Genomic DNA, 15,709 nt, shown 5'->3' with positions numbered 1-15,709 from the left:
CACCGTGAACGCGACTGTTTCCACGGCCCTGTTCGGCGGGTTCATGGTCGTCACCGTCGTCCTCGGGCTGCTGGCCGTCCGGGGGCGGGGCTCCGGCGGTGGGCTCGCGGAGTGGTCGGTCGGCGGCCGTAGCCTGGGGACCGTCTTCATCTGGGTGCTGATGGCCGGTGAGAGCTACACCAGCTTCAGCTACCTCGGTGCGGCCGGCTGGGGCTACAACTTCGGTGCGCCGGTGCTCTACGTGGTGGCCTACATGTCCTGCGGCTATGCGCTGGGGTACGTGGTCGGGCCGATGCTGTGGGGCTACGCCCGCCGGCACGGCCTGGTCGGGATCACCGACATCGTGACCCACCGCTACCGCCGGCCCTGGCTGGGCGCCGCCGTCGCCGTCCTCGCGACGGTGTGTCTGCTGCCGTACGTCCAGCTGCAGATCACCGGCATGGGCGTGGTCGTCTCGACCATCTCGTACGGGACCATCAGCCTCAACTGGGCCTATTTCCTCGGGTTCGCGGTGACCTGCGGCTTCGTCGTGGTCAGTGGGCTGCGCGGGAGTGCCTGGGTGTCGGTGCTCAAGGACGTCCTGGTGATCGGGACGCTCGGTTTCCTCGTGGTGTACGTGCCGCTGCACTATTTCGGCGGGTACGGGGAGTTCCTGCACCGGGTCACCGCGGAGAAGGCCCAGTGGCTGACGTTCCCGGGGCACGCCTCGGGCGGGCTGGGGCAGGTCTGGTTCGTCACCACCACCGTCGTCAACTCCCTCACGGTGGTGGTCTTCCCGACGACCGTGGCCGGCTACCTCGGTGCCCGCAACGCCGAGGCGCTGCGCCGCAATGCGATGTACCTGCCCTTCTACAACGTGCTGCTGTTCGTGCCGGTGCTGCTGGGACTGGCGGCGCTGTTCGTGGTGCCGGGGCTGACCGGGGCGGATTCCAATCTCGCGTTGTTCAAGCTGGTGGTGGACTCCCTTCCGGCCTGGGCCGTGGGGCTGATCGGGGTGGCCGCGGCGCTCTCCTCCATCGTGCCGATGGCCGTGTTCATGCTGGTCATCGGCACGATGTGGGGGAGGAGCGTGCTGGGTGCGGTACCGCGCCTGGCCATGCGGCAGAAGCTGTGGTCGCAGGTGGTCGTGGTGGCGGCCGGTGCGCTGGCCCTGCTGCTGACGTACACCGCCCCGAACACCCTGGTCCGGCTGTCGCTGATCTCGTACGAGGGCATGGCGCAGCTCGTGCCGATGTTGCTGCTGGGGCTGGTGTGGCGGCGGCTGACGTGGCTCGCCGCGGTGAGCGGCCTGGTGGCGGGCTTCGCTCTGGTCTGTGTCCTGGTCTTCGGGGGACACGACCCGGTGTGGGGGATGAACGCGGGGCTCGTCGGGCTCGCGGTGAATCTGGCGGTGGCGCTGACGGTCACCTGGCTGGGGCCGCGGGAGGCGGACGACCGGCCGGACGCCGAGGTGCTGGCGGTGGACGACGAGTTCCCGGAGGGGGAGGCCGAACCGGTCAGGGCGTCGTCGTGATCTTCTTGCCGTCCTTGGAGACCGCGAACCACAGGCCCATCTTGCCCTGGCCGTTGATGTCGCCGGGCTGCTTGTCGCCGGTGAAGGTGTAGACCGGCCAGCAGTCGACGGCCAGCTGGCGGATGCCGTCGGGGCGGGTGACGGTGGAGATGAGCTTGGGGGCGATGCCCTTCAGCTTGGAGCGGTCGGCGGGCTTGGCGGGCTTCCAGGTGTCCAGGCAGGCGTCGTTGCAGCCGAACTTCATCGGCCAGGCGCTGTCCTTGTTGAAGCGGTAGAGGGTCATGCCGTTGCCGTCGACGAGGATCTGGCCGAGCTCGGGCTGGTTGAGCACCGAGACGTCCATGGGCTCCTGGGCGACCGCCTTCTTGCCCTCCGCGGTCAGCGCGTTCCAGGTGCCGCCGACGCCCTGGCCCTTGGTGTCGCCGGCCTTGGTGTCCTTGGCGTAGCGGTAGGCGGGCCAGCCGCCGATGGTCAGCTGCTTGGTGCCGTCGGCGCGGGTGACCGAGCCCAGCGCGCTCTTGGCGATGCCCGCGGGTGCCGAGGAGCCGTCGGCCGGCACCGGGGGCCAGGTGGTGGCGCAGGAGCCGGAGCAGTTGGACTTCGGCGGCTCGGCGGTGTCCTTGTCGAAGCGGTAGAGGGTCATGCCCTTGGAGTCGGTGACGACGGGGCCGAGCTTGGCGTCCTGGTGCAGTGCCAGCGTCCCGGCGCTCGGCCCGGCCGCCGCGGGCTTGCCGCTGTCCCCGCCCGCCTGCCCGCCGTAGGGGTCGGAGCCCTGCCCGGAGCCGGCGGAGCCGTAGCCGTATTGGCTGGTGCCCTGGCCGGCGGGCTGGACGTTGTCGGTGGTGGTGCCGGCACTCTGGTTGTCGCTGCTGCCGCAGCCGGCGGTGAGCGCCAGGGTGGCGACCGCGGCGGCCGCGAGTCCCGCACGACGACGAGTGATCATGGTGTCTCCAATTGCCGTTGGGCGAAGTCGATGGGTGAGGTGGTGCGTTGCTTGCCTTGCCGGTTGCCGTCGCACGGGGATACGGCGTACGGGGTGTCCGGCGTTCAAGCCGCGCGAAGTTTTTCTCCGGCGGCCAAGAACGGTCCCCGGGCGGTCAGTTGCCGCCCTGCACCCGCAGCGCGAGGGCCGGGCAGCGGCGTACCGCGAGCTGTGCCCGGCGCCGCATCCGGGCCGGCAGCGGCATGCTGGCCCGCTCCGGGTAGCCGTCCGGGCCGAGCTTGATGACGCCCGGCACGACGTCCGCGCACAGGCCGTGGCCACGGCACAGCGTCCAGTCGACCAGCAGCCGTTCCTGCGGCGGAGCGGCGGGCTTGGCCGGGGCGGGCACCGGGGCGGGCAACGCGGCGGGCGGCGGCCGGTGCCCGGTGACCGGCAGCGCTCCGGTCACCGGGCGGCCGCACCCGAACCCGCGGGCATGGCGCTCGAACTCCTCGGGGAAGGCGGCGAGGGCCGAGGCCACGAAGCGCGCGGTGCCGTCCGGGTGGCTGCATGCGCCGCGCTTCCGGACCGCCCGCATCCGGTCCTGCACGGCTTCCAGGGCGGCCTCTCCGCCGCCCCGTACGGCCAGGTCGAGCTGGTCGGCGAGGGCCGGCAGGCCCAGTACGCACGGGCCGCACTGCCCGGCGGACTCGGCGGCCATCCACTGCGCGACCCGTACCGTCTCCCCGGCCGGACAGGTGTCGTACGGCAGCGGCAGCACCGCGCCCGCGCCCAGTACGGCCTCGCATTCGGCCAGCGAGTCCCGGGACAGCGTGACGGTCTGCGCGTCCGTGGGGGAGACGAACGTGCCGTGGTAGCCGCCGATCAGCACGCCCTGCCCCTGGTCCATCCCGCACAGTGCCAGGACCCGGGCCAGCGGCACCCCGTAGGGGACCTCCACGACCCGGTTGCCGGCGACGGTCAGCAGCAGGGTGCCCGGCTCCGTGGGCAGGCCCACGGTCCGGTAGCCGAGCGCGCCGAGCCGGGCCGCCACGGCGAGCTGGGCGTAGGTCTCGGTGTTCGACAGCAGGGTCGGCACCCCGTTCAGCCCGCGCTCGCTGGAGCGGATCTTGCGGCCCGAGGGCAGTCCGGGGCCGCCGCCCAGCCCGTTGGTCATCGCGCTGCCCTCGCCGGTGACGAACCGCTCGGTCAGCAGGGTGACCCGTAAGGCCGGCCGCACCGGGCCCCGTTCGGCGATCGCCCGCCGCACCGAGTCCTCGACGTCCTTACGGGTCACCCCGAGGGCGACCTCCTGGGCGCCGAGCGCGTCGGCGGCCAGCAGCGCGCCGTCCAGCACCAGATGCGGGGCGTGCAGCAGCAGCGCGGTGTCCTTGAGGCAACTCGGCTCGCCCTCGCTGCCGTTGACGACCACCGCGGCCTTGCCCTCGGCGCGCCGCATCCCGTCCAGCACCGCGCTGACCTTGCGGGCGAACGGGAAGCCGGCGCCGCCGCGGCCGCGCAGATCGATGTCCTCGGCGAGCGCCACCACTTCCTGCGCGGTGAGCTGCGGCAGGCTGCCGTGCCGGGCCAGATGCGCCACCCGGTCCATGCGCGGCATCTCGTCGAGCCCGGCCAGCAGCCGTGGCGGGCCGAACGACGCCAGCGTCGGTACGGGCTCCGGCGTGGTCAGCGCCGGCAGCAGACGGGTGGGGGCGGGGGCGGTCATGGGAGTTCTCCTGAGTTCGTGCGTGCATCGCGCAGTCGCAGCGCCAGCCGTACGGCCACCGCGACGAGACAGACGGCGTACCCGGCCAGTGCCCAACCGGCCGCGGCACGGCCCGATTTGAGGCCGTGTACCAGCGCCAGTCCCCACGCCAGGTAGGCGCTCATGTGCAGCGCCCGCCACCAGCGGGAGGCCGCGATGCCGGTGAACGCACCGCGCACCGCGCCGGTCACCGCGACGGCGACGAACACGTAGGCGGCGAGCGTGCCCAGGCCGATGAGCACCGGGCGGGCGCCGTCGGTGAAGGGCACGGCGACGGACACCGTGCCGGTGTGGCCCTCGGCGACCTTGACCCAGATGTGCAGGCCGAGGAAGCCGAGTCCGGCGACGCCGGTGCCGCGGTGCACGGCCTGGGCGAGCAGCCGGTGGCCGGTCTGCAGCACCATGCGGTCGGTGGCCGCCAGGCCCCACAGCACCGTCACCGACAGCGAGACCAGTGCGAGGACGCCCGCGCCGAAGTCGAGGAAGCGCATCAGGGTGTCCATCGCCCCGGAGTGCAGGGTGACGGCGATGAAGAGCAGCAACGCGGCCGGAAGTGCCGGCCGCAGCAGGGCGGTCGGGGCGGGGCCGCCGGGCGCACGGCGGCCCGGCGGCCCGGGTTCCTTCGGGGGCCGCCGGGCGCGCTGGCGGTCCGGCGAGGGCCTGGCGCGGTGTGCTGCCCGGCGGTTCTGGGTCTGCAAACGCGGTGCGGACATCGGACCTCCCGGTGTCGGGGCACGGGTGCGGGACGCGAATTCCGGTGAAATTCCGTCGGCGGGGTATTTGCCCCAAGCTATTGCGGGGCTTTTGTGTGGGTGACCCCCGGTAACACTGAACATTCCGTAACCGGGTGGATACACAGGGCCGTAAACCGGATGTGCAAAAGCATCTACGAGCGTGTTCAAGCTTTCGTAAGGTTTATCGCGCTGTGACAAATTCCTGCAGCGGCGTCGCGGTCGCGCCGGAGGACTCCGGATGATGCCCAGTCAGGCGCACGGGGGCGCCCATCTCCAGTCCAACTGCATCCCCGCCAGGATCGAGGTAACTGATGTGTGATCTCCTGAACCGCATCTGGTCGCGTCCCCGAGGCGAGTGGACCCGAGTAGTCAGAAATGAACTCCCGGGCCTCGCCGAGAAGGTCGTCGCGGAGTTGCAACGCGGATTTCCCGCATTGGCGGCACTTCTCGGCGATACCCCCGTGGAAGAGGCTCAATGGGCCCTGGAACAGGCGCTGCTGACAGTTCTGGGTTACCAAAAGGAGTCGGAAAGTAAACGTCCGGCCCTGCCATCGGTGGTCACACCGATGCCGGTCGCCCGGGCCCGCCAGGACCTCTTCGAGGTGCTCGCCGGCCAACGGGAGACGCCGGAGGAGGGGTTGGGCGACCTGGCCCGCGCGGCCGGCTGGCCGGTCCCCGACACCCTCCAGGCGGTCGTCCTCGCCACCCCCGCCGAGGCGCCCCAACTCGCCGCCGCACTGGGCCATGCGCTCATCGGCACGGTCGACGGCTACACCTGTCTCTTCGTCCCCGACCCGGCCACCCAGACCCGGGCCCGCCTGGAGGCCGCCCTCAAGGGCCGCGCGGCCGCGGTCGGCCACGCCGTACCGGCGACCGACACCGCCTCCTCGCTCCGCTGGGCCCGCTACCTCCTCACGCTGGGCCCCGGCCGGGTCGGCCCGGAGGCCCGTCCCGCCTTCGTCGACGACCACCTCTCCGCCCTGCTCCTCCTGCAGGACGAGTCCCTCGCCGACGCCCTCACCTCCCGCTGGCTCGGCCCCCTGGAGGAGCTGACCCCCCGCCAGAGCGAACGCCTGGAAGTCACCCTGCTCGCCTGGCTGGAGGGCGGCGGCGCCCCGGAGGCGGCGAAACTCCTGCATGTCCACCCGCAAACGGTCCGTTACCGCTTGCGCCAGATCGAGAAGCTCTTCGGCCCGGTGCTCCGCGACCCCCGCACCCGCTTCGAACTCGAAATGGCCCTCCGCAGTCGCCGCCTGATGGCCCACGTCCGCTCCTACCGGGCCCGCGCCGGCCGCCGCGCCCGCGCCGTCGCCTCCTCCATACGCCCCCTGGGCATGGCCCGGGAGGCGCGGGTGAACGGGCTGTGAGCGCAAGGGAGTTGACCACGATGTCCCGGCGTACCCGCTGATCTGACGACAGCGGCCGTCCGCCGGATGCGGCCCCGTCCCGGGTATCCGGGGCGGGGTCGCGGTGCTGCCCCGGTCGTGCTGCCCGGGGGCCGGCGCTCCGTCAGTCCCGCCCCGTCCCCTCGAAGACCCGGTCCAGCTGGTGTCGGAGGACCGCGGTGGCCGAGTCGGGGGTGCGGTGGCCCACCAGGATGCTGGTGCCCAGGCCGGCGGAGAGGGCGAGGAGGGTGATGGCCTCGGTGCGGGCGTCCAGGTCGGGGTGGGTGAGGCCGGCGGTCCGGGCCTGGTGGAGCAGGTCGGTGAGGGCGTCCTCGGCGGCGGCGGGCTGCTGGAGGAAGGGCTGGGCGGCGAGGGCCGGTTCGGTCACCGACAGCACCGCGTACGAGGTGTGGACGAGGTGGAAGGTGCGGCTCTCCTCGTCGGTGGGGAGGGACGTCATGAGCAGGGATTCCACGGCGGCGCGCGGGTCCTCGGGGGCGGTGCCGGCGGACCGGGCGCGGGCGGCGACGCGTTCGCCGAAGCGGGCGGTCAGGTGCTCCAGTCCGTGGAGCAGCAGCTTCTCCTTGGTCTCGAAGTAGTACTGCACCAGCCGCAGGGACACGCCGGCCTCCGCCGCCACGTCCCGCATGCCGACGGCGTGCAGACCGCGCCGTCCGGCGACCCGGACGAGGGCCTCGGCGATCTGGGCGCGCCGCTCTGCGTGGTCCACGCGTTTGGGCATGGGGTCGGGTCTCCGCTCGTGGTTGCCGTGCCCGGGCGGACCGCCCGGGCCGTATTTGATGATACCGCTGTACCAACAACGTGGTACGGTCGTATCACGAAAACCAGCCGCCCTTGGAGGTGACCGTGTCCCCGTCCACCACCCGTAGCCGGGCCGATCTCGGCCGCTATGTGAACGACGCCCTGCGCGACCGCTACTTCGCGGCCTGTGATGCGGTCTACGCCCTCGGCGCGCCCATCCGTGAGGAGAGGGACGTGGAGACCTCCTACGGGACCACGCACGTCTACCGGTACGGCCCGGCGGACCCCGCCGCCGCGCGGCGCACGCCCGTCGTCCTGATGCACGGATCGGGCAGCTGCTCCGCCATGTGGTACCCCAACACCCCCGCGCTCGCCGCCGAACGGACGGTCTACGCGATCGACACCCCGGGCGACCCGGGCCGCAGCGTGCACCGCGCACCCCTGTACCGGCCCGAGGACGCCGCACAATGGCTCGACGAGACGCTGGCCGCGCTCGGCCTCGACCGGGTGCACCTGGTCGGGTCCTCGTACGGCGGATGGCTGGTCCTGAACCAGGTGCACCGCGCGCCCGGCCGGCTCGCCTCGGTGATACCGCTGGACCCCGGCGGCCTGGAGAAGGTGGGGCTGCGCTTCTTCGTCTGGATCTTCATCAGCCTCTTCGCGACCTCCGCGCCACGGGCCTGGCGACCCCGGCTGGCGAAGTGGCTGGAGCAGCCGGTGCTCATCGTCCCGGAACTGCGCGCGATGATCCGGGCCGGCGTCCGCGCCTTCCGCATCCGCCGCCCGGCCCCGCTGCCGCTGTCCGAGGACGAACTCCGCACCATCCGCACCCCGTTGTACCTGGTGCTCGGCAGGCGGAGCCTGCTGCTGCGCCCGAAGCGGCAGGCCGAGAGGGTGCCGCGGCTGATTCCCGGGGCCCGCGCCGAGATCGTCTCCGCGACCGGTCACGGTCCGCAGATCGATCACGCGGACCTGGTCAACGAGCGGATGCTGGCGTTCATGGAGTCCGTGGACCGGGCGGACGACCAGCGGCCCGCGCCTTCCGGCCGGGCGTCATGACCGACCACAGGTGAGGGCGGCCGGACCGCGTGCGAGGGCCCCGGGGCGGTCGTCCGCCCCGGGGCCCGGCACATCAGGGGATCAGCGGCACTCGCGCCCGCTGTTGATGCAGGAGACCGCCTTGTTCATCAAGTCGTCCGACATCACGTTGATGAAGTCGCCGTGGTCGGTGACGGGTTTGTGCAGCTGCTCGGGGAAGCTGTCGACGGCGAAGCTGTTGCCCTGCGGGACGTCGTAGGTGAGCCGCTCGACCAGCTGCGGGATCGCCCGGAAGTTGTTCGGGCAGTTGCCGTTCTGGTCGGAGAACGCCACATGGTCGCGGTGGTTGCCGCTGTCGATGTTCTGGCCGTCCCAGCAGTTCTGGAACGCGAAGGTACGCACGACCTGCGAGCCCTCGGGGCAGATCGGGTACTTGTCCTTGAGCTGGCGGTCCTCGAAACCGGTGCACGACCAGGAGGCGTTGGCGTTCTTCGTGCCGTTGGTGAACGCCTTCGCGTCACCGGTGATGATGCGCAGGAAGCGCGGCATCGCCTCGACCTGGCCGGCCTGGCTGCCGCGGAAGGTGAGGGTCACGGTGGCCGGGGTCAACACCGAGCCGACGTTGGCGTCCTGTGCGGCCCCCGGCTTCTGCTCGGCGTTCCCGTCGAGCTTGCGCAGCACCGGCCAGTAGTAGGTGGACTGGTCGCCGTTGGTGCAGGTGGTGTCGGAGGAGGCGAGCGAGTCGTTGTTGGAGAAGGCGTCGGTGGTCTTGTTGCCGACGTAGTCGTGGGTGTGGTGGGCGCCGTTGCTCACGCCCGGCGTGACGATGACGTTGTCGGGGTTGAAGTGGCCCTCCTCGTTGCGGCCGCACTCGGTGGTGAAGGTGCCGGTGGTGGCGTTGTCGCCGTCGGGCGCGGCGAACGGCGGGTCCCCGGCGTTCGGCTGGACGGCGTTGATGTCGACGAAGTCGTCGGGGGAGGGGCCACCGGGCTGGCCCTGCTGCTGACCGCCGTTCTGGTCCTGCTGCTGGCCGCCGTCCTGGCCCGGCTGCTGGCTCTGTTGCTGGCCGCCGTCCTGGCCCGGCTGCTGGCCCTGCTGCTGACCGCCGTCCTGGGTCTGCGGCTGCTGGCCCTGGTACCAGCCGTCCCGGGTGGACTTCGTCGAGTCGTGGCCGCCGGTGCCCGCGCCCTCGTCGACGGGCTTCATGGTGCAGCCGCTCATGCCCGAGAGGTACGACGGCCGTTTGGCGTCCCGCGCGATCGCGGTGATCATCGTGCTGATGGTCCGCTGCCGCTGCTGTTTGAGCTGGCTGAGGACGCTGCTGCCGCTGCCCTCCATCATCCGGTGGTAGGCGTCGTGCACCTGACGGTCGAGCGTCGCCAGGCCCTTGGAGACCTGGAGCTGGGCGCTGTGCGGGACCTGGCGGAGCCGTATCCCCACGTCCGGACAGGAGATCGTGCTGGCCAGAACGGTGTGCTGATGGCCGGCCGTCGGCTCCGAGTCGGAGCCGCCGGCCAGTGCCGTGGTCGCGACCGCTGCGAGGCCGCCGCCGCCCAGCAGGAGCGCGGCCGCGGCGACCAGCATTCTGTTCGTCAGGCGGGAGCGTTTGTGGGACTGCTGGCGCTGCTGCCGAGGGCGGTGCCCTTGCCGTTGCGTCATGGGATCACTTCGCTTCGTCCGGTGTAGGGGGTGTGGGGTGAATGCGCCTTGTAGGGCGGCCGGTACGGCCCGCCGCCGGGCGGCTCAGCTGCTGTGCAGGGTGTTGAAGTCCACCTGGCCGGTGTTCTCCAGGACCGTGATGTGGTCCAGCACGGTGGAGTTGGCCTTGTTCGCCAGGGAACGCACGATCGTGTTGCGGGTCTGGTCGCGGACCATCGCGATCAGACCGAAGACCTTGCCGTGCGACCGGCGCAGCAGCTCGGCGAAGAGGCGGGGGTACTCGGCGTCCGAGGCGGAGTTCAACTGCCCGAGCCAGCCCTGCTGTTCGGCGCTGGGCTGGTTGGGCAGCGGGATGCCCAGGGCCCGGCCGGCCTCCACCGACCGCCGGTCCAGCTCGGTGTGGCCGGCCACGAGGTGGTCGCCCGCGGTACGCACCGCCGCCGTCCTACCGCGTTCCTGGGCCTGCCGGCCCGCGGGCATCTCCCACAGCCCGGCCAGCCTGACCTTGCGTACGAAGTCCCGGTCCATGGCGGTCAGCGGGCCGTAACGGGTGTTGACCGTGCCGCCGCCGTCGTCGTCGTACGAGACCGTGTTCGTCGCCGCCGACGCACTCTCCCCGAAGAGCTGTACGGGCAGCAGCAGCGCCGCGAGCGTGGCCACGAGCGCGGCGACCACCAGCCCCGTGGCGATGGACCGCCCGGATGCTGCGGAATTGCTGAGGATCGACCGCACGGAGCGCCTCCCGGTTCGTCCCTACGGGAATGGACTGGAATGCCACCGGACGCTAGGCCGCGCACCGGCCCCGTGGACGCGGGTTCTCACCCCTGGACAAATTACGGCCGGGCCCGCCGCGACACTGCTACGGTGCCGCGGGCGGGCCCGGCCGGGAACCGGTGCGCGGACGGGCATGCGTGTGCCCGGCGCGCGGGCGGGGCCATGCGCCCAACCCACCGCCGGGGCCGCGTCCTTCAGCGTGCGTACAGGCCCGCCGCCGCCCACCGGCGGCGTTCCTTGCGGGTCTCTGGTTCCTGGCGCTCGCCCTGGGCGTACAGGGCGTCGATCTCCGCCGCGTAGGCCCGTACGATCGCGGCCCGGCGCAGCTTCATCGAGGGCGTCACCAGGCCGGCCCGCTGGCTGAACTCGCCCGGCAGGATGCGGAAGGCGCGGATCGACTCGGCGCGGGACACCGAGGCGTTGGCGCGCGCCACGGCCCGCCGGACCTCCGCCTGCAACTGCTCCTCCGGCGACGGCCCCGAACCCGCGCCACCGCCCGCACCGCCCTCCTCCGGCTCGCCGCGCAGCTTCCGCCACTGCGCCAGCGCCTCCGGATCGAGGGTGATCAACGCCGTCACATACGGCCGGTTGTCGCCGACGACCACGCACTGCGAGATCAGCGGATGGGCGCACAGCCGCTGCTCCAGGCCCTGCGGGGCGACGCTCTTGCCGTTGCTGGTGATGATGATGTCCTTCTTGCGGCCGGTGATGACCAGATAGCCGTCGTCGTCCAGATACCCGAGATCGCCGGTGGGCAGCCAGCCGTCGTACAGCCCGCGGCCGGGACCGAGGCCACTGCCGGGACCGTGGCCACTGCCGGGACCGTGGCCACTGCCGGGACCGTGGCCACTGCCGTGACCGCGGCCGGCGCCGGGGGACGGCCCGTTGACCGGACCCGCACCGCGCCGGTGCCGGCCGCCCGCCGCAGCAGCCCCGTCCCGGGCCTCGACCCCCTCCTCCTCGTCCAGATAGCCCGCGAACACCACCGGCCCGCGCACCCACACCTCGCCGTCCAGCGCCAGATGGATCGCGCTGCCGGGCAGCGGGAGCCCCACCGTCCCGAAGCGGACCCGGCCCGGCGGCTGCGCGGTGATCGCCCCGCTGGTCTCCGTCAGGCCGTAACCGTCGTACACGGTGATGCCGATACCGGCGAAGAGCAGCCCCAACTCCCGCAGCAGGGGCGAACCGCCGGACACCGCGGTGCGCACCCGGCCGCCCAGCAGGTCCCGGATACGGGAGTACACCAGCCGCTCGTACAGCGCGTGCCGGGCCCGCAGGAACGGGTCGGGGCCGCGCCCGGTGCCCCGGGCCTCCGCGGCCTGCGCCTCCGCGTAGCGCACCGCGACGGCCATGGCGGCGTCGAACGTCCGCCGCCGGCCCGCCTGTTCGGCGGCCAGCCGGGCGCGGGCGCAGATCTTCTCGAAGACGTGCGGCACCGCGAACAGGAACGTCGGCCGGAACGACGCGAGGGCGGGCAGCAGCACCTCGGTGGACGGGTCGGGCTGATGGGCGAGCTTGACCCCGCCGCGCAGACACGCCACCTGCACCACGATCCCGTAGACGTGCGCGAACGGCAGGAACGCCAGCAGCGACGGGCGTTCCCCGGGCGGCGCGAGCAGCCCGCCCCAGCCCGCGTAGAGGGTGTCGCACTCGGCGGCGAGATTGGCGTGCGTGATGATGCAGCCGCGCGGCCGCCCGGTGGTGCCCGAGGTGTGCACGATCGCGGCGGTCGAACCGGGCGCGACGGCGTGCCGCAGCCGGTGCACATCGGCCTCGGGCAGCCGGGTGCCCTCCTCCATCAGCCGCTGGACGCAGTCCAGGTCCAGCTGCCACAGCCGGCGCAGCCGGGAGCGCGCGTCGCAGGCCTCCGCCACGGTCATGGCGTGCGCCTCGTGCTCGACGATGATCGCGGTGACGTCCGCCCCGTTGAGGATGCAGCGCAGCTGCTCGGCCGACGCGGTCGGGTAGACGGGCACCAGCTCCCCGCCGATCGCCCACAGCGCATAGCTGAACAGCGTCCACTCGTAACGGGTCCGGGACATCAGCGCGACCCGCTCGCCGGGCCGTATCCCGTCCGCCAACAGCCCTCTGGCCAGGGCCATCACCTCGTTGCGGAATTCCCGGGCGGTCACCTCCTGCCAGCCGTCCGGCGTCCTGTCGTCGCGCCGCGCCAGCTGGACGAAGTCCGGCTGGTGGGTGGCGGTGTCGAAGACGGAATCGGCGAGGCCGCCGGTCCGCAGCGGAGCCGCCAGGGCCGGAACGCTGATATCGCGCACAGCACCTCCTAGATGTTCCCCCTTGGTCCCCGGTCCCCCACCCCCGGTCCACCGCCGTCCCGACGGCAGGCAGGGCAAGTTACCCACAGGCGTCCCGGCTGCCCAGGTCTACGGCTACTCTTGAGCGGAAGACGACAAGTCCTGGTAAGCGGGTAGGCGGAAGGAGGCACAGCATGTACCGGCTCCTCGAAGCCTGGCGGCTGTACACCTCCGCGGCCCTCTTCCTCCTCGCCGGCCTGCTCCTCACCCAGTCGGGCCTCGCGACGGCCCTGACCGCGGCCGCGACCACCGCCGCGCTGCTGCTGCTGTGCAGCGCCTTCCTGATCGCGGCCGCTGCCCAGCCGGTGCCACCCGGGCGGATCCGTACGGCGATCCGCGACCGAGAGCGGCGTACGGCCTTCCTGCCACAACGCGACCCCGACGCGGCCGGCCGACCGCGCCCCCGAGCACCGGGGCACCCCCTCCCGACGGCCGCGTAGACGCACGGGCACCTCCCGTATTCCTCGGGGGCGGCGCCCTCACCCCGGGACCACTCCCGCCCACGGAGACTCCCGCATTCCGGGCGCGAATTGCCGCACGAGGAACCTCAGTTGCGCTTCTCCTCGCCCGCGTCCACGCAGCTCGTCACGCCGAAAACCCGTCTCCCGGCACGACGAGACCCGTGGAGGGCTCACCCATGTCCATGTTCGGCTTCCTCGGCGACGCGCTCGAACGCGGCGCCGCAGTGCTCGACCCGCTCTTCGGCGATGCGGCCGTGGCCGTCACCATCGTCCTGGTCACCCTCGCGGTACGCGCCGCACTCCATCCGCTCGCCCGCGCCGCGGTCCGCGGCGAGAAGGCCCGCGCGGCCCTCGCCCCACAACTCCAGGCACTCCAGCGCAAGCACAAGAACGACCCCGAGCGGCTGCGGAAGGCGATGGCCGACCTCTATGCCAAGACCGGCGCCTCGCCGCTGGCCGGCTGTCTGCCGACGCTGCTCCAACTGCCGGTGATCTTCGTGATGTACCACCTCTTCTCCACCGGGGGCGGCGGTCTGCTCGACCACACACTGCTGGGCGCACCGCTCGGCGGCCACTGGACCGGGGCCCTGGCGGACGGCGGCCCCTTCGGCCCGCAGGGCCTGGTCTACCTCGCGCTGTTCGTACTGATCGCGGCGGTCGCCACCTGGAACTACCGGCGCGCCCGCGCGACCACGGCCCAGGCCCCGGCCTCGTCCCCGGACCGGGCGCTGCCCGGCATGGCCTCCATGGCGAAGCTGATGCCGCTGCTGTCGTTCGGCACGCTGATCACGGTGGCGGTGGTCCCGCTGGCCGCCGGCCTGTACATGGTGACGACGACGACCTGGACGGCGTGCGAACGGGCGCTGCTGCAGCGGGACAAGGGGAGCCGGGGGCCCAAGGGGATCCAGGGGGTCAAGGAGAGCCAGGGGGTCAAGGGGCCCAAGGGGCCCAAGGGGAGCAAGGCGCCCAAGGAGGACGAGCAGCAGGAGCAGCGGGGGCAGAGGGAGCAACGGGGAGGTGAGGATCCGGCCGCGGGGAAGAAGCCGGCGGAAGCCCCCGCCGACGGTACGGCGCCCATCGCCAGCACCACCACCCCTCGCCGCGCACCGCAGCAGCGCGCGCCGAAGAGCCGCGCGGCACGTCAGCGGGCGGCGCGGGCGAGGGCCCACGCACAGGCGCGCACCCGCGCCACCGAGCAGGCGCACACTCCGGCCCGGGCGGCCGGCTCCCCAGCCAGGGCGGGCGACGCCCCCGCGCGGACCCGGGCCGACTCGGGTGGTGCCGAACAGATCGTTACTACCGCTCAGTAAGGGTCCAGTCCGTGAACGGGGTCTTGCGGACTGGACCCCGTTCTCGGAGGATCGACCAAATCACTCGATGGCCGTCCCCCATCGGCCGGCCCGGAAGACCCCTTCCAGGGCCGACCCTTCGACCACGGGAGTTGAACCGATGAAGCTGCTGCGTGTCGGACCGGTGGGGGCGGAACGCCCGGCGCTGCTCGACGAGGAAGGGGTCCTGCGGGACCTGTCGCCAGTGGTGCCGGACATCGACGGAACGCTGCTCGCGGACGACCAGAAGCTCGCCCGGATCCGCGCCGCCGCGGCCGCCGGCGACCTGCCCGCGCTGGACGCCGCGGGACTGCGCACCGGACCGCCGGTGGCCCGGATCGGCAAGATCGTGTGCATCGGGCTGAACTACCACGACCACGCCCGCGAGACCGGCGCCCCGACCCCCGAGGAGCCGATCATCTTCATGAAGGCCCCGGACACGGTCATCGGGCCGGACGACACCGTGCTCGTCCCGCGCGGCAGCGTGAAGACCGACTGGGAGGTCGAACTGGCGGTCGTCATCGGCCGTACCGCCCGCTACCTGGAGACCGACGCGCAGGCGCTGGCGGCGGTGGCCGGTTACGCGGTGGCGCACGACGTCTCCGAGCGCGCCTTCCAGATCGAACGCGGCGGCCAGTGGGACAAGGGCAAGAACTGCGAGACGTTCAACCCGCTGGGCCCCTGGCTGGTGACCGCCGACGAGGTACCGGACCCGCAGGCGCTCGGCCTCCGGCTGTGGGTCAACGGCGAACTGAAACAGGACGGCACGACCGCGGAGCAGATCTTCCCGGTGGCCGAAGTGGTCCGCTACGTCAGCCAGTTCATGACGCTGTACCCGGGCGACATCATCAACACCGGCACCCCGGCCGGCGTCGCCATGGGCCAGCCCGAACCCAAGCCGTACCTCAAGCCCGGCGACGTCGTCGAGCTGGAGATCGACGGCCTCGGCCGGCAACGGCAGCCGTTCAAGGCTGCCTAGTTCCCCACGTACCTTGCCGTCCCGCCGCGGGTCGTCTCGCCGTTGCGCGCTTTGCGGCGCCCCGTACGTACCTT

13 protein-coding genes are annotated in these 15,709 nt (G+C 72.4%); 6 read left to right on the top strand and 7 right to left on the bottom strand.

The genetic code is table 11. From position 1 onward, the window contains the following. Positions 1-4 precede the first annotated feature (4 nt). Positions 5-1,513: a sodium:solute symporter gene (locus ACFV1J_RS18270; protein ID WP_385859248.1), complete on the top strand. Its 1,509-nt coding sequence runs from the start codon at positions 5-7 to the stop codon at positions 1,511-1,513. On the opposite strand, the gene ACFV1J_RS18265 is transcribed toward ACFV1J_RS18270, so the two are convergent. From ACFV1J_RS18265 to ACFV1J_RS18255, 3 genes are all read right to left on the bottom strand, one after another. Next, positions 1,497-2,456, bottom strand: a complete 960-nt coding sequence (locus tag ACFV1J_RS18265) for an SCO0930 family lipoprotein (RefSeq protein WP_385859246.1) — start codon at positions 2,454-2,456, stop codon at positions 1,497-1,499. The two genes, ACFV1J_RS18270 and ACFV1J_RS18265, sit on opposite strands and share 17 nt — an antisense overlap. Positions 2,457-2,610: 154 nt before the next feature. Next, positions 2,611-4,161: an NADH-ubiquinone oxidoreductase-F iron-sulfur binding region domain-containing protein gene (locus tag ACFV1J_RS18260; protein WP_385859245.1), complete on the bottom strand. Its 1,551-nt coding sequence runs from the start codon at positions 4,159-4,161 to the stop codon at positions 2,611-2,613. Continuing rightward, positions 4,158-4,913 carry a hypothetical protein gene (locus tag ACFV1J_RS18255; protein WP_385859243.1) on the bottom strand — a complete coding sequence of 252 codons (756 nt, stop codon included), beginning with the start codon at positions 4,911-4,913 and terminating at the stop codon, positions 4,158-4,160. Before ACFV1J_RS18255 ends, ACFV1J_RS18260 begins: the two co-directional genes overlap by 4 nt. Positions 4,914-5,488: 575 nt before the next feature. Between ACFV1J_RS18255 and ACFV1J_RS18250 the strand changes: the two genes are divergently transcribed. Next, a complete protein-coding gene (locus ACFV1J_RS18250) occupies positions 5,489-6,301 on the top strand; it encodes a PucR family transcriptional regulator (RefSeq protein ID WP_385859241.1) in 813 nt (270 codons plus the stop codon). A gap of 142 nt (positions 6,302-6,443) precedes the next feature. Here ACFV1J_RS18250 and ACFV1J_RS18245 read toward each other — a convergent pair whose 3' ends face one another. After that, on the bottom strand, positions 6,444-7,061 hold the full coding sequence (locus ACFV1J_RS18245) for a TetR/AcrR family transcriptional regulator (RefSeq protein ID WP_385859239.1): 618 nt from the start codon (positions 7,059-7,061) through the stop codon (positions 6,444-6,446). A 119-nt stretch (positions 7,062-7,180) separates the two neighbouring features. On the opposite strand from ACFV1J_RS18245, the gene ACFV1J_RS18240 reads away from it, so the two are divergent. Then, positions 7,181-8,140, top strand: coding sequence for an alpha/beta fold hydrolase (locus ACFV1J_RS18240; protein WP_385859237.1), 960 nt, complete (start codon positions 7,181-7,183; stop codon positions 8,138-8,140). A gap of 81 nt (positions 8,141-8,221) precedes the next feature. On the opposite strand, the gene ACFV1J_RS18235 is transcribed toward ACFV1J_RS18240, so the two are convergent. The 3 genes from ACFV1J_RS18235 to ACFV1J_RS18225 form a co-directional block, all read right to left on the bottom strand. Further along, positions 8,222-9,703, bottom strand: a complete 1,482-nt coding sequence (locus tag ACFV1J_RS18235; protein WP_385859467.1) for a DUF1996 domain-containing protein — start codon at positions 9,701-9,703, stop codon at positions 8,222-8,224. Positions 9,704-9,862: 159 nt separating this feature from the next. Next, entirely contained in the window at positions 9,863-10,510 is a 648-nt protein-coding gene (locus tag ACFV1J_RS18230) for a DUF4142 domain-containing protein (protein WP_385859235.1), read from the bottom strand. 236 nt (positions 10,511-10,746) lie between these two features. Beyond that, positions 10,747-12,828: an AMP-dependent synthetase/ligase gene (locus ACFV1J_RS18225; protein ID WP_385859233.1), complete on the bottom strand. Its 2,082-nt coding sequence runs from the start codon at positions 12,826-12,828 to the stop codon at positions 10,747-10,749. 173 nt (positions 12,829-13,001) lie between these two features. Between ACFV1J_RS18225 and ACFV1J_RS18220 the strand changes: the two genes are divergently transcribed. The 3 genes from ACFV1J_RS18220 to ACFV1J_RS18210 all read left to right on the top strand — a co-directional run bounded on the left by ACFV1J_RS18220 (position 13,002) and on the right by ACFV1J_RS18210 (position 15,635). After that, on the top strand, positions 13,002-13,307 hold the full coding sequence (locus ACFV1J_RS18220; RefSeq protein WP_385859231.1) for a DUF6412 domain-containing protein: 306 nt from the start codon (positions 13,002-13,004) through the stop codon (positions 13,305-13,307). 197 nt (positions 13,308-13,504) lie between these two features. Then, positions 13,505-14,638 carry a membrane protein insertase YidC gene (gene yidC / locus ACFV1J_RS18215; protein ID WP_385859229.1) on the top strand — a complete coding sequence of 378 codons (1,134 nt, stop codon included), beginning with the start codon at positions 13,505-13,507 and terminating at the stop codon, positions 14,636-14,638. A gap of 139 nt (positions 14,639-14,777) precedes the next feature. Continuing rightward, on the top strand, positions 14,778-15,635 hold the full coding sequence (locus tag ACFV1J_RS18210) for a fumarylacetoacetate hydrolase family protein (RefSeq protein ID WP_385859227.1): 858 nt from the start codon (positions 14,778-14,780) through the stop codon (positions 15,633-15,635). Positions 15,636-15,709 lie beyond the last annotated feature (74 nt).

It is taken from the genome of Streptomyces sp. NPDC059649, from assembly GCF_042734445.1.
Taxonomy (GTDB): Bacteria; Actinomycetota; Actinomycetes; order Streptomycetales; family Streptomycetaceae; genus Streptomyces.
Note: the sequence above shows the minus strand (reverse complement) of the source record. Positions and strands in the feature narration are given on the sequence as shown.